The following is a 13,990-nucleotide window of genomic DNA, read 5'->3' on the forward strand; positions in this document are numbered from 1 at the left end:
TTTGCGGGATCGCACAAACCGAAGTTAGAAAGCCAATCTGAGTCAGTCGTTAACGCAGGCGCGGAATTTCTTCTGAATTTTCGTCGTTTTCTTCGGACTTTAACGAAAGGCTTTCGAAATCGAACAGTTTTGGGTCTAACAGATGTGAGGGCCGGGCATTTGTTAACGCTCGGAACATAACTTGACGACGACCGGGGCTGTTCTTTTCCCACTGATCGAGAATCTGTTTGACTTGTTGGCGCTGCAACCCGTCCTGGCTGCCACACAGGTCGCATGGGATGATCGGGTAATTCATCGCTTTGGCAAATTTTTCACAATCAGCCTCGGCCACATGCGCGAGTGGGCGGAAAACAAACAGATCGCCTTCCTCATTCACCAGTTTGGGCGGCATCGTGGCCAGCCGACCTCCGTGAAACAGGTTCATGAAAAAGGTCTCGAGGATGTCATCGCGATGATGCCCCAGGACAACGGCGGTACATCCTTCTTCGCGGGCAATCCTGTACAGGTTGCCGCGACGCAGGCGCGAACACAGCGCGCAATAGGTTCGGCCTTGCGGGACTTTGTCGACAACCACGGAATACGTGTCTTGATACTCGATCCGGTGTGGCACCTGCATGCGTTGAAGGAAGTCAGGCAGAACCGTCGCCGGAAAGCCGGGCTGTCCCTGATCCAGATTGCAGGCCAACAGGTCCACCGGCAGCAAACCGCGCCATTTCAACTCGTAGAGCACCGCCAACAGGGTGTAGCTGTCTTTCCCACCCGATAGACAAACCAGCCATTTCGGCGGTTTGGCGTCTTTGTCATGCGCGGACGGTTTTATCATCCCATACTGCTCGATCGCCTCGCGCGTCTGGCGCACAATGCGTTTGCGCAGTTTCTTGAACTCGGTGGTCGAGGGCGCGCCCGCGAAGAGCGGATGGATATCGTCAGCATTGTCAAACATGGGCTGGGCCTATCGCAGATGGACGCACCGGGCAAGGGCAGGGGTTAGTCGTCTTTGGGAACAGGATCATACCCGTCCCCACCCCAAGGGTGGCAACGACCGATGCGGCGCGCAGCCAGCCATGCGCCCTTGATGGCACCATTCTTTTCCAACGCCTCCAACGCGTAGGCAGAGCACGTGGGCTGATAGCGGCAATTGAAGCCTACCCAGGGGCTGAAGATCAGGCGATAGGCATGAATGGGCAGAGCCAGAAGGCGTGCAAACAGCGTCACTGGCCGCCCCCATGCAGCTTGCGTAAGGCGTAGCGCAGGTCGTCCTGCAAAGCCTCGAATGGGCGCGCGGCGGTGACCTGAGCACGACCGATCAAAACATAATCCCAGCCGTCTTTGCCGTGGACAGGCAACACGGCCCGAGCCGCCTCGCGCAGACGACGTTTGGCGCGGTTACGGGCAACGGCATTGCCGACCTTCTTGGAACAGGTGAAACCTACGCGAATGCCTTCGGCTTCGTCTGACGCGCGTTTGCGCGCCTGCACCATCATCGAAGAGGTGCCTTGTCGTTTTGCCCGCGCAGCTTTCAGAAAATCAGAGCGATTTTTCAGAACGGTCAATGATTCAGCCGCGCAAACGGACGCCGCCGGGGGCGTATCCCCGGGCTGGTTCGTACCATCCTCAGGGGCCTCCGGCGGCGTCATGTTCATAACCTGTGAAGTGAGCGGTTTACGCGCTCAGCGACTTGCGGCCGCGAGCGCGGCGCGCGTTCAGGATCTTGCGGCCGGCCTTGGTGGCCATGCGCGCGCGGAAACCGTGGCGGCGTTTGCGAACCAGGTTCGAAGGCTGATAGGTGCGTTTCATCGCTCCGTCTCCAATCTATGCGGTCGGGTGCGGCGCGGATTCGCCTGCCCGTGGTGTTCGAAGCCCGTCCTCTACTGACAAGCGCAGGGTAAGTCAAACCCTATGGCCGCCGAATTCGCCCGTTTTGCAACAATTCTGTAACCGAAACAGAAAAAAGATTTCAAAATCCCGCTTTGAGACCCGAAACCCTCACATTCTGTGCGATAATCATCAAGGCAACGTGAGGGACCTGTTGTACCGGCATGATGTAACTCATCTTGGGTGCAAGATGAAGCAGACATTGTGGACTGTTAGATGAGCGAAACTACTCAGCCAACCCGCAGCGGGATTGGACGTCATATTCCATTATTGGTGATCCTGGCGGTCGCCTTGGCGGGGTTCTTTACCCTAGGTGATTACCTGTCGTTTGAGACCCTGCGCGACAATCGCGAGGCGCTGTTGGCGTGGCGCGACGCGAATTACTGGGCCATGGCTGCAGCCTTTGTGGGCATCTACATCGTGATCGTCGCCTTTTCTCTGCCCGGGGCAGCCGTTGCATCGATGACGGGGGGGTTCCTGTTCGGCCTGATGTTCGGCACAGTGTTCAACGTTGTGGCGGCCACTATCGGTGCCTCTGCGATATTCTTGGCGGCGCGTTGGGGGCTGGGAGAGACGTTGACCGCCAAGCTGGAGACATCAGAAGGGACCGTCGGCAAGCTGAAAGACGGTCTGCGCGAGAACGAAGTCTCGGTTCTGTTCCTGCTGCGTCTCGTCCCGGTCGTACCGTTCTTTGTCGCCAATCTGGTCCCGGCCCTTGTCGGAGTGAAGTTCCGCAATTTCCTGATCACCACTGCGCTGGGCATCATCCCCGGTGGAATCGTCTATACTTGGATCGGCGTAGGGCTTGGCGGTGTCTTCGACCGCGGAGATACGCCTGATTTGTCGCTTCTCTGGGAACCGTTTGTGATTGGTCCGATTATCGGTTTGTGTGTATTGGCTGCTTTGCCGATCGCCATCAAATATCTGCGCCGACAAAAGGACGTCTGATCCATGAAAGATTTGAAAACAGATATCCTGGTGATCGGAGCCGGGTCAGGAGGGCTGTCTGTTGCTGCCGGTGCCAGCCAGATGGGCGCGGATGTCGTCCTGCTTGAAGGTCACAAGATGGGTGGCGATTGCCTTAACTTTGGCTGTGTCCCGTCTAAAGCTCTGATCGCCAGCGCCAAAGCAGCCTATGGGCAGGCACATTCGGCTCCTTTGGGAATCGCCAGTGTGACGCCTCAGATCGACTATGCCGCGGCGAAGGACCATGTGCATGACGTGATTTCTCAGATCGAGCCTATGGACAGCCAGGAACGGTTCGAAGGGTTCGGCGTTAAGGTGATCCGCGAATATGGCAGCTTTGTCTCCCCGACACAGGTCGAGGCCGGTGATACACGTATCACCGCGCGCCGCATTGTGATTTCCACCGGATCTTCTCCTCTGGTGCCGCCCATGCCCGGCTTGGACCAGGTGCGGTTCTATACCAACGAGGACATATTTGAGCTGCGCGAAAAGCCCGAGCATCTGTTGATCATCGGCGGCGGCCCCATCGGTATGGAGATGGCGCAGGCCCACATTCGCCTTGGCTGCAAAGTGACAGTCATCGAGGGCCAAAAGGCGCTGGGCAAGGATGACCCTGAGGCTGCCGCCATAGTGCTGGACGCGTTGCGCAGCGAAGGCGTGGCTATTGAAGAAAACCAGATGGTGGCGCAGATCCGTGGCCAAGCTGGGGCGGTGGAAGTTGTTACTGAGAACGGCCAGATCTATGCGGGTTCGCATTTGTTGCTGGCGGTTGGTCGCAAGTCGAATACCGACCGCTTGAAACTCGAAGCCGCTGGAATCGAAACCACACGTACCGGAATCAAGGTAGACGATGCGCTCCGCACGACCAATCGCAAGGTCTATGCGATTGGTGACGTGGCCGGAGGCCTGCAATTCACGCACGTCGCAGGGTATCATGCGGGGATCATAATCCGATCCGCTCTGTTCGGTATGCCGTCCAAGGCGAAAACCGCACATATTCCTTGGGCCACCTATACGGCCCCTGAACTGGCGCAAGTCGGACTGACCGAAGCTCAGGCGCGCGAAACGCATGGGGATGCGGTCGAGATTGCCCGGTTTGACTATCACCACAACGATCGGGCCATCGCCGAGCGAAAGACTACCGGGTTCATCAAGGTCATGGTTGTCAAAGGTCGTCCGGTTGGCGCGACAATCGTTGGGCATCAGGCTGGTGAATTGATCAATCTGTGGTCTTTGGCCTTGGCGAACCGCCTGAAAATGGGGCAGGTTGCGGCGATGGTTTCGCCTTATCCGACGATAGGCGAGCTTAACAAACGCGTAGCGGGTGCCTATTTCTCGCCGAGGCTGTTCGAAAATGAGACGGTAAAACGCGTGGTTAGGTTCGTCCAACGCTGGATACCGTGACCCAATGAAGGAGCGCAAATGAACTCGCTGTCCGGCCGGTTCCTGATACTGACTACGGTCTTCGTCATGTTGGCCGAGATCATGATCTTCGTGCCTTCAATTGCGCGATTCCGCGAAGACTTTCTGCTTAACCGGCTGGAACGGGCCCAAATCGCCTCGCTAGCGCTGCTGGCCGATGACATGCTGGCCGATGACCTCGAAGCGGAACTGCTGGCGAACGCGGGCGTCTTCAACGTCGTGCTCCGCCGGGACGAGGTGCGGCAACTGATGTTGTCGTCGCCAATCCCGGATCAGGTTGCCGACACCTATGACCTACGCGATGCCAGCCCTTGGGTATTGATCCGCGACGCGACAAGCCGACTATTCACCCCGGGCAACGAAGTCATTCGCGTCATCGGTGCACCGGTGAAAGATGCCGGCCTGCTGATCGAAGTGACGATGGAAACCGATCCGCTGCGGATGGCGATGACAGATTACGGGTTGCGCATTTTGGGGCTGTCCTTTGTCATCTCGATTATCACCGCCTCATTGTTATTTCTCGCAGTTCGTATCCTTCTTGTACGACCCATCAAAGGGGTGGTCGGGTATATGCAGCGCTATGCCAGCGCGCCCGAAGATGCCCGAGGCATCATTTCTCCCAACTCGAAAGTGTCTGAACTGCGCGAAGCCGAAGAGGCGCTGAAGACCTTGCAAACGGATCTGACACAGGCCCTGAAACAGCGCGAGCGCCTGGCTCAACTGGGCGGGGCAGTGGCCAAGGTCAGCCACGATCTGCGCAATATCCTGACCTCCGCGCAGCTCTTTACAGACCGAATAGAGTCCAGCGACGATCCGCTGGTGGCGCGCCTGGCGCCCAAGTTGGTCAACTCGATCACCCGCGCCGTGTCCTTGTGCGAAAGCACACTCGCCTTTGGTCGTGCCGAAGAACCGGCACCAACCCTGACCATGATCGAGTTGCAAACTATCACCGGAGATGTGGTTGCCAGTGAACAAATGGCCATCGACGGTACCGAGGTTGAGATCGAGAGCCAAGTGCCGGGTGATCTGGTGGTCCGTGCTGATCCCGAACAGCTCTACCGCGTGATCTTGAACCTGGTCCGCAATGCCCGTCAGGCGTTGGTTGCTTCGAACAAGCCAGGCACAGTTACCATCAGCGCCGTTGAGACTGATAATTGCTGGTGCATCGAAATCAGCGATACAGGTCCGGGGCTGCCACCCAAAGCACAGGAAAATCTGTTTACGGCATTCCAGGGCAGCGTGCGCAAGGGCGGCTCAGGTCTTGGTCTTGCGATCTCGCAGGAACTGGTGCGCGGTCACGGTGGAGAGCTGTTCCTGAAACAGACGGGGTCTGAGGGAACCACCTTCGAAATCAAGCTTCCAAAGAGCGACGGGACTTTTTGAGCAATTTTTGAAGAATCGACTTGCACGTATCAAATCCCGGGTCTACATAGCGCCTCACCAACGCGGACCGATAGCTCAGCTGGATAGAGTACTTGACTACGAATCAAGGGGTCGGGGGTTCGAATCCTCCTCGGTCCGCCACTTGGTGATTTTCCAAAATTTTGGTTCGACACACTAGCTTGCTTAAACCTCAGTGTTTTATGGCCGTAGCCGCGTTGGCGGGTTTCGTTGGATTTTACCCGATCACACCAGTATACTTTCATTGAGTGGTATATTTTGTGGTATTTTCATGGCTGCGCTCAGCGGGAAGCTGACAAAGAAACTGGTAGAGAATCTCGGCCCAGGTCGGCATGGCGACGGTTCTGGCTTGTACCTTGTTGTTGATCCATCAGGTGCACGGCGCTGGATCGTGCGCGTAACAGTCAAGGGACAGAAGAACCGCAAGGGCGCACCGCTGCGCACGGATTTCGGTTTGGGTGGCGCGGATGTGGTCACATTGAACCAGGCGCGGGAAAGAGCCCTCGAATACCGGCGAATGGCGAAAGCCGGGTTGAACCCGCGTTTCAACGCACATCGAGAAATACCGACGTTCGAAGAACTTAGTCGACAGGTCCACATTGAACGCCTGCCCACATGGAAGAATGCCAAGCATGGACAGCAGTGGCTCAACACCTTGCGCGACTATGCGTTCCCCAAGATCGGCCGTATGCCCGTAGACAGCATTGATCAGCCCGAAGTGCTGATGTGCCTGTCGCCAATCTGGACCGAGAAACACGAGACCGCAAAGCGACTGTCTCAGCGGATCAAGACGGTGCTCGATGTGGCAAAATCCAAGGGTTTTCGTTCGGGCGAGAACCCGGTGACCGCGATCCGCGAAGGCAAGGTGCTGCCCACCGTCAAAGCGAAGGTTCAGCACCATGACGCGATGCCGTGGCAAGAGTTGCCTGCGTTTTATGCCGATTTGCAGACCCGCTCGGCCATGGCCGCCAAGGCGCTGCAGTTCACCATTTTGACCGCCTGCCGAACCTCGGAAGTGTTGGAGATGAAATGGCCAGAGGTCGATGTCGATGCGCGCCTGTGGACCATACCTGCGGAGCGCATGAAAGGCGGGCAGGTCCATCGCGTGCCTCTCACCGACGAAATGCTGGCCATTCTGGAACCGCTGCGTGCGCTGGCCTCTGACTATGTGTTCGAGGGGCAAAAGCGGCATCAGCCCCTGTCAAACATGTCCATGCTAATGTTGCTGCGCCGGATGCGGCAGGATGGCGTCACCGTGCATGGCTTTCGCAGTTCGTTTCGGGATTGGGCGGCGGAGGCTGCAAGGGCACCGCGCGAGCTGGCAGAGGCGGCCTTGGCCCATCAGGTTGGGTCTGACGTGGAGCGCGCCTATGCGCGGTCGGATTTGTTGGAACGCCGCCGCGATTTGATCGAGCGGTGGTGCAAGTCTGTTTCGAGTTAGCAATTTAGATGGATATGATTTGATGACGCATAACAAATGGACAAAACCTAATCGGTTTACAGAGGTTATACGCCACAAGGCATCCCCCGTCGTGGTGGGTGCGGTCCCAGGGCCGTCTCTAGTCTCTCTTCGAAACACCTTTACCGATGATTTCAGCGAAACAAGGGACGGAGACACCGTTTGGAAAGTTTGGATAACGTCTAGGACAGGACTAGACAAAGAGGTCGTGGGTTTAAGCTATTTCGCAACAGAGGAAGCAGCGGAGGCTGCTGTAGCTTCTATGCCGGTTGGGATGACCTACGGAGACCACTTTGGCTTTCCTAAGAGAATTAAAGAAATAGTTGGAACTGGAGGCTTAGACCCCGCCGCTATGCTGTCATATATGTTTGGATCTTTCGATCACGACGCAGTTCATTTTGTTTGTTACGAAGCGCTAGCCGAAGCGGGGGTCATATCAAAAAAGGACTACAGTACTCTACCAAGTGTCCTCGATTGGTTGGGCGACGATCATGTTGCTTGGATGAGAAATACCTTCGGTGAAAATTGGTCAGCAGTTGCACAGTTTGAGTTTTGTCTAAATCACTTCCCTGACTCGTCTCTGGCTAGTCTATCAGCGAAACTATTCTTGTCGCAGTTCGTGACAAACGACGACTTTACAGCGGGCTATGTAACCAAGGAAATTGAGGCTATCTCAGGAGGCACTGAAGCTGCAGCATTTCTGGCGGCAAACACCCGAAAAAAGGCTGGTGAAGCCGGGGCACGTGCATCCCGAGATCGCAGACTTCAGAACTTGGAACTGCTGATGCAAGAAATCGAGCAACTATCTGGCGCGGTTGGTTTGATCAGCGAAGAACGAATAATCGAGCAAGCCTTGGAAAAGTCAGTTGAGAATCAACTGGACTTCCCAAAATCGCGAAAAACTCATGCGAACTATGGAACGGCGTTGCGTTCAGAAGAGCCTTTCAAATCAAGGTATGAAGCGGTGTTCAGGAAAAACGCTTAAGCATTTTCTCACTTCGGGAAGCCGCTTAAGCGCAAGAAAACGTCTGGTGACACTTCGGGAAAGCTGCCCATAATTGGGAGCCATCGCAACTGATCCAAGAGGATTTCAACGATGGCAAACGTCTTCAATGACGACCGGGTCTATTTTCCAGAAGACCCTGAAATGCAATTGCTAGGAAACCGCGAGAAGCTGGCTCAATGGCGTCACCGCATGTGCGGTCCGGCCTTCATCCGCATTGGTCGGCGGATCAGGCCGGTTTCTCGCCGGTCCGTCGGTTCTGAAACGGAACACTAATACTAACCACTCCCTGTTACGCGAGGCGGACATGATCAAGACAGAGAAAGACACTGGCAAAGATCTGGAGACAAAGGGCTCCGAGCTCACAGAGTTGGAGACCAACGCGATTGCAGATTTGAAGGAACGAAAGAGATCGCACGTCCGAGCTCCGGACATCGAGTTAGACTTCGATGAAGAAACGAGAAGCCTGACTGTTGGTCACAAGGAAAAGAACCCTACGTCGGCCTGCGCTTTGGCGATGCACGAATTGGGAACTGTCGATTATCGGTTCTTCGAAGGCATTATGGATCAAGTTGCAGTCCTTGGAAAGCAAGGAAGCTCTGTCTCTGAAACCGCATCCAACTTTGTGATGTCCGTTGTAGCTGGGGTTAAGCCACAGGACGAGATCGAAGCTATGCTGGCAATACAAATGGGCGCGATCCATCAGGCGACGATGATGATGGCACGCAGGCTCAATCACGTCGAAACCTTGCAACAGCAAGATTCGGCGGAACGAGCGCTCAATAAACTTGCTCGGACCTTCACGAGCCAGGTTGAAACCTTGAAACGATATAGATCCAAGGCAGATCAAACCGTCCGTGTCGAACGCGTCGAGGTCAAAGAAGGCGGTCAGGCAATCGTCGGCAACGTTGAAACAGGGGGAGGTAAGAAATGAAAGTTGACACCAACCCTATGCAAAGGGCGCATGGGGCCCCCCGATGTACGGCGAAGTCCAAGCGCACCGGTCTTCCGTGCAATAACCCTGCTGTACGTGGCTGGATGGTGTGTCGAATGCACGGCGCAGGCGGGGGGCATGGGTCAGGGAACGCTAACCCTGCCTATAAGCACGGGATGCGAAGCCGGGAGGCCGAAGATAGTCGCAGGGCTGTGAATGAGCAAACTCGCATGGCTCGCGCCCTCAAGCAACTAACGGGCAGCATTGGGTAGCCCACGCACCCGAATGACATCAATCCCTTAAGGGCATGCCAAGGAGAAGCAAACCGCTTCACCAAGGAACCACGTAGAAAAGGCCCCGCCGAAGCGGGGCAGAGTGAGCGAGGCAATTTAAGGCAGTCTCATTTGAGACACCCCCAACATCCCAGACGCGAATAAAGAAAACCTATTGCTCAGATTAAAAGGAAGGCAAGCATGTCTCAATTCTACAAAAATGGCACTTTCTTAGGCGCTGGAAACTTCAAGCGGGTCGCTTTGACATCTTTCGAAAGGGTGAAGATTCAGATTGCCGCCACATTGGAACGTTCACAGCAGGAACCCCAAAAAAACACTGAACAGGCCGAAGCCGATATCCGCGCCGACAAGGAACTAAAGAAGTTAATCTATTGATAGGGAACCGACTGGCCATGTCACAAAGCAGTTATTCGATTAGACTGTTTCGATGTCTGCTTCCGAGCCCAATTTGAGTTTTGCTGCTTTTCGTCACAATGTCTTATGTTGACTTGGGCTGTTCAAATAAGAAGGGCAAAAAAGTGAAATTCAAAAAGTTGTACTCAGACGCCCAAGGCGAAAGCCATTGGGAAGAAATTGAAGTTGAACTTGAAGAGCAAACATTCGCGCCTCCTGCGAAAGCAATCGAAATTTCAAAGCCCGAGGCGGTTACGCAAACCATGTTTTTGAGGCTCAAGAAAGGCTGGGATGAACCAGTTCATCCTACACCCGTCGCTCAAAAGCTCATTTGTCTTTCTGGTGCGGTACGAGTGACCGCGAGCGATGGCGACTTCAAGGATATTGGTCCAGGCGACGTTTGGCATATGGAAGACAAGCACGGAAAGGGTCACCACACAGTTGTAACAAGCGACGAAGACTTTCTGTCTCTGATTGTACAATACGAGTAATGGCGGTTCTCCTGATCATGTTATACGCCTGTCCGTATTCTTCGCAGTATTGGTCGTCTGAATAGTGCTCCGAAACCTAGGTGTCATCTAGTTCCAATGAGTGTAGGCTGTTCGTGTTTGTTTGACGAAACCGATATTCCTGGCTGTTTCGCAGCGCTTTTCATCCAATCCAAGGCACACAATTCATTGGCGAAAATGCCACTGCCAATTGTGTTGTTTGGTATTGGCTAAATCCTGAAAGGGGTTTCATGTATATTTTGTTCGAGCGACTTTCTAGGAACTAATAATGACACTGACAGCTTTCGACCACGTAAATGTACGCACAGCCAACCTTGAAGAGATGGTTGATTGGTATGGACAAGTGTTAGGTCTCTATCCGGGGAAACGACCGGATTTCAACTTCCCCGGCGCCTGGCTGTATTTGAATGACACTGCGTTCGTGCATTTGGTTGGGGTGAGTGAGGATCCTGTTGCAGGTGGGAACCCTTCTCTGGAACACTTTGCTTTCAAAGCAACGGGCCTGGACGAATTTGTTAGCAAACTCAGAAAGCTTGGCATTGCCCACACAATTGATCCAGTACCGGGAATAGCGCTTGTTCAGGTCAATCTGAGCGACTTTGACGGCAATCATATCCACGTTGACTTTGAAACCGAGGGATAACCCGTCTTAGGCACATTTGATTGCGAAATGCACCGACCCGATTGCTTGGTGCATTTCCATCATGGCCTCTATGGCGGTCTCAAACTTTGGTGCGAATTCGAAGGCGTTTTCACGCAACCCGCATCATCAGGAGCATTGCAAGACAGGCGCATCCTATGCCCGCAACTTCGCGATATCCGATTGTTTCGCCGAAGAAAGCCCAGCCCAGGCCGCAAAGAACTATCAACGACAACATCGAGTAAGCCACAGCCGCTTGCCCAAGAGACACATGGCGCATCGCAAAATACCAAAGGATGGCTGAAAAGGCATAAAGTAGGATGCCCGCAATCATAGGTGGTGACGTAATCGCCCGCGCGCCATCTGCAGCAACCTTTATGAGCAGGTCGCCCGCGATGACCACCGCTGCAGTGAAAAGAGAAAACAAAATACCGTAAAGAACGCTCATAGTAACTCCAACAAAAAATGCGGCGCGAAATGCATGCGCTCACAAGAACATGGTCCGCTAGAAGCTAGTCTCTGTCAAATCTGACGAATTCTATGCCGACAGATTGGTTGTGTGACCCGCTTCGCTGACCCACATGACAGAATCAATGTAATTGGGTTTATTAGAAGAGTTAGTGCTCGTGTTGAGTTGCGAGCGCGCGAGATTTTGTATGTCCTCCCTGTCAACTGGGGCCGTTTGGTTAACCATGCTTCTTTTGGAAATGATAAGTTCTCAGCGGATAGAGATCCGACGCTTGGGGTATCGTTCTTTCTTGGTTAGCGCTCCGAGACAGGTGGCAACAATCAGATAGAAGTGAGGTAGCGGTGCTTCATAAATTTGTTCTTGTTTGTGTTCTGGTATTTGGGGCACTTCCCGCTCTTGCTGAGAAGCGGACGGCATTTGTCGTCGGCAACGCGGACTACGCCAACGCGCTCCCACTTGCGAACCCGGTGAGCGATGCTCGCCTCGTTGCGGAGACGTTGGGCAGGTTGGGTTTTGAGGTCACACTCGCGACTGACCTCAAAAGGTCTGAGCTGGCCGCAGAATTCTCGGCTTTCCTCAACGAGACCGAAGGCGCCGAACTAACGCTCTTCTACTACGCTGGACACGGGATGCAGTTCGAGGGGCGAAACTACCTTTTGGGCACCGACGCTGCTCTGCAAAGCGCCTTCGACGTGCAGAGCGAAGCGCTGCCGTTAGACCGGATCGTCAAGATGCTTGAAGAAAAAAGCAGAGCTGCGCTCGTCTTCATAGACGCCTGTCGCGACAACCCACTCGCAACCGACTTTTACACAAAGAATTACTCGCCGACGCGGGCTCTCACGACGCGCGGTCTGGCGCCGATGACAGGCCGCTTCCAGGGCTCGATGCTGATGTTCGCAGCTTCGCCCGGACAAGTGGCATATGACGGCACCTCGGGCAACTCACCATTTACAGAAGCTTTGGCCCGGCACCTTCCCACTGAGAACGTGGAGATCCTGACATTGATGAAGCGTGTGATCCGCGACGTCAAGGCCGACACTGAGAACAACCAAGTGCCGACGGTCACGAACGACCTGGCGTTGGAGGTCTATCTCAACCTCGGCGAAGACGGTCAGGGCGCGGTGATCGCGTCGGCGCAGGAGGAGGCGATATTCGAGGCCGCGATGGCTATCAATACCGAAAGGGCTTGGGACATTTACCTGAAGCGCTTCCCGAAAGGATCGTTGAGCGAATTGGCGCTGGCGGCGCGCGAAGAACTGACGGCCCAGTTGCTAGCCCAGGCACCAGGAAGCGAGGTTACCGATAGTGGCCGGGTGACGGTCTCGCGCGAGGCAGCAGCCTCGGCCGAGCGCACTCTGGGGCTCTCGACCGAGGATGCGCGAATTGTGCAGGCGGCGCTGAATGAGCGCGGTTACAACGCCGGATCGGAGGATGGCGTGATCGGCCAGCAGACGCGGCGGGCGATCGCGGATTTTCAGGCGGCAGCCAAACTTCCGTCGACCGGAGTAGTTACGCGCGGCACGGCCGAGGCCCTGGGGGTCCCCTTGACAGCCCCTGAAGAGAGTGATCGGGTCATTTATGCGTCCAAAGACGCGCGCAAATATGACCTGCAACAGCTTGCGCTTATCGAGACCGATGAACGCCTGCTCGCCGCTGTCCGCGTACTGAGCGGCAAAGACCTCGTCTACGGTTTTTTCGATGGACGGGTCTATATCGCCGCCCTGATCTGGGAGAACATAAGCTGGGACGATGCGCTCGCCCTGTCCGAAGCAGCGGGCGGCCACTTAGTGACTCTGACCTCGCCGGCGGAAAACAGCTTCGTCTTCAATCTGATCTCCGAGGATGACCGATTCTGGAGGCAAACCAACGTAGGGACACGGCTATCGGAGGCAGTGGGCCCACATATCGGTTTGTACCAGCCCCCCGGTTCCCGAGAACCGGCAGGCGGGTGGAGATGGGTGACGGGTGAACCATTGAATTATACGAACTGGATGCCGAACAACCTCGACAACTATGCTGATCGTGAACACCGGGCAACGTTCTATAACAACGAACCATATCGTGCTCGCGCGGGGAGGACACCTCCATCACCTCAATGGAACGACATTCAGACCGGCATAAGATCCCTCATCATAGAAATCGAATAGAGCGGGCAACATCGACGGTGATGTCCGCGGTGTCTTACGTAGCCAAACTGGACGTGCCCGACAGACTGGTTCTTCCTTCGACCGTGGCCTTCGCCTCGAAGTTGGGAGCCGGTTTTAAAGATTCGTCCATGGTGTTTGCAATGCTTGGCTACTCAGCCGATTTGAAATCCTATTACGCGCTCGGGGCTGGAAACGGCGCCGTACCTGACGGTTGCAGAGTTTCAAGTTTCACCTTCGAACCGCCTTGGCAATCGAGACCCATGCCCTCAAGGGAAAAATATGTAGCGACAGCCACCGACAAAGAGCTGGGATTTATCGCCTGACCATCGATTAAATATGTAGTACCGAACATTCATGCGCCGCGCGGCATCGGACAAAATGGGCTCGAGGCAGACGTCCGCAAAATCGCGAAGTATGTCCGCTCTGCGGACTATTCGGACATTGGCGACGTCACTTCATGCTCCTGGCAAATACTTGTC

General features: G+C 55.0%; 16 protein-coding genes and 1 tRNA gene. 12 read left to right on the top strand and 5 right to left on the bottom strand.

What is annotated here, in order from left to right:
* Positions 1–49 precede the first annotated feature (49 nt).
* Genes ttcA through rpmH form a run of 4 tightly spaced genes read right to left on the bottom strand, consistent with a single transcriptional unit; the run spans position 50 to position 1,797 of the window.
* On the bottom strand, positions 50–943 hold the full coding sequence (gene ttcA / locus GOV38_RS21570) for a tRNA 2-thiocytidine(32) synthetase TtcA (protein ID WP_171208772.1): 894 nt from the start codon (positions 941–943) through the stop codon (positions 50–52).
* Positions 944–987: 44 nt separating this feature from the next.
* Entirely contained in the window at positions 988–1,215 is a 228-nt protein-coding gene (gene yidD / locus GOV38_RS21575; protein WP_171208771.1) for a membrane protein insertion efficiency factor YidD, read from the bottom strand.
* Positions 1,212–1,637, bottom strand: a complete 426-nt coding sequence (gene rnpA, locus GOV38_RS21580) for a ribonuclease P protein component (protein WP_171102916.1) — start codon at positions 1,635–1,637, stop codon at positions 1,212–1,214. Before rnpA ends, yidD begins: the two co-directional genes overlap by 4 nt.
* Positions 1,638–1,662: 25 nt before the next feature.
* Positions 1,663–1,797 (bottom strand): 50S ribosomal protein L34, encoded by a 135-nt coding sequence (gene rpmH / locus GOV38_RS21585; RefSeq protein ID WP_005980833.1) that lies wholly within the window; start codon positions 1,795–1,797, stop codon positions 1,663–1,665.
* Between the two features lie 294 nt (positions 1,798–2,091).
* Here rpmH and GOV38_RS21590 point away from each other — a divergent pair, with 294 nt between their 5' ends.
* From GOV38_RS21590 to GOV38_RS21640, 11 genes are all read left to right on the top strand, one after another.
* Entirely contained in the window at positions 2,092–2,823 is a 732-nt protein-coding gene (locus GOV38_RS21590; RefSeq protein ID WP_171208770.1) for a TVP38/TMEM64 family protein, read from the top strand.
* Positions 2,824–2,826: 3 nt separating this feature from the next.
* Positions 2,827–4,245: an NAD(P)/FAD-dependent oxidoreductase gene (locus tag GOV38_RS21595; RefSeq protein WP_171208769.1), complete on the top strand. Its 1,419-nt coding sequence runs from the start codon at positions 2,827–2,829 to the stop codon at positions 4,243–4,245.
* 18 nt (positions 4,246–4,263) lie between these two features.
* Complete coding sequence (locus GOV38_RS21600) at positions 4,264–5,646, top strand: HAMP domain-containing sensor histidine kinase (RefSeq protein ID WP_171208768.1); 1,383 nt, start codon at positions 4,264–4,266, stop codon at positions 5,644–5,646.
* A 64-nt stretch (positions 5,647–5,710) separates the two neighbouring features.
* Positions 5,711–5,787: transfer RNA gene (locus GOV38_RS21605), tRNA-Arg, on the top strand.
* A gap of 148 nt (positions 5,788–5,935) precedes the next feature.
* Entirely contained in the window at positions 5,936–7,105 is a 1,170-nt protein-coding gene (locus tag GOV38_RS21610; RefSeq protein WP_171208767.1) for a site-specific integrase, read from the top strand.
* A 22-nt stretch (positions 7,106–7,127) separates the two neighbouring features.
* Positions 7,128–8,108 (top strand): hypothetical protein, encoded by a 981-nt coding sequence (locus tag GOV38_RS21615; protein ID WP_171208766.1) that lies wholly within the window; start codon positions 7,128–7,130, stop codon positions 8,106–8,108.
* Between the two features lie 111 nt (positions 8,109–8,219).
* On the top strand, positions 8,220–8,402 hold the full coding sequence (locus tag GOV38_RS21620) for a MerR family transcriptional regulator (RefSeq protein ID WP_171208765.1): 183 nt from the start codon (positions 8,220–8,222) through the stop codon (positions 8,400–8,402).
* 31 nt (positions 8,403–8,433) lie between these two features.
* Entirely contained in the window at positions 8,434–9,060 is a 627-nt protein-coding gene (locus GOV38_RS21625; RefSeq protein ID WP_171208764.1) for a hypothetical protein, read from the top strand.
* Between the two features lie 473 nt (positions 9,061–9,533).
* On the top strand, positions 9,534–9,728 hold the full coding sequence (locus tag GOV38_RS21630) for a hypothetical protein (protein WP_171208763.1): 195 nt from the start codon (positions 9,534–9,536) through the stop codon (positions 9,726–9,728).
* A 143-nt stretch (positions 9,729–9,871) separates the two neighbouring features.
* Complete coding sequence (locus tag GOV38_RS21635) at positions 9,872–10,237, top strand: cupin (protein WP_171104010.1); 366 nt, start codon at positions 9,872–9,874, stop codon at positions 10,235–10,237.
* Positions 10,238–10,523: 286 nt separating this feature from the next.
* A complete protein-coding gene (locus GOV38_RS21640; protein ID WP_171208762.1) occupies positions 10,524–10,898 on the top strand; it encodes a VOC family protein in 375 nt (124 codons plus the stop codon).
* Positions 10,899–11,007: 109 nt separating this feature from the next.
* Here the strand turns inward: GOV38_RS21640 and GOV38_RS21645 are convergent, their stop codons facing one another.
* Positions 11,008–11,343, bottom strand: coding sequence for a hypothetical protein (locus GOV38_RS21645; protein ID WP_171208761.1), 336 nt, complete (start codon positions 11,341–11,343; stop codon positions 11,008–11,010).
* Positions 11,344–11,705: 362 nt separating this feature from the next.
* On the opposite strand from GOV38_RS21645, the gene GOV38_RS21650 reads away from it, so the two are divergent.
* Entirely contained in the window at positions 11,706–13,511 is a 1,806-nt protein-coding gene (locus GOV38_RS21650) for a caspase family protein (protein WP_171208760.1), read from the top strand.
* Positions 13,512–13,990: the final 479 nt, after the last annotated feature.

Source organism: Ruegeria sp. HKCCA5839, from assembly GCF_013035585.1.
Taxonomy (GTDB): Bacteria; Pseudomonadota; Alphaproteobacteria; order Rhodobacterales; family Rhodobacteraceae; genus Ruegeria.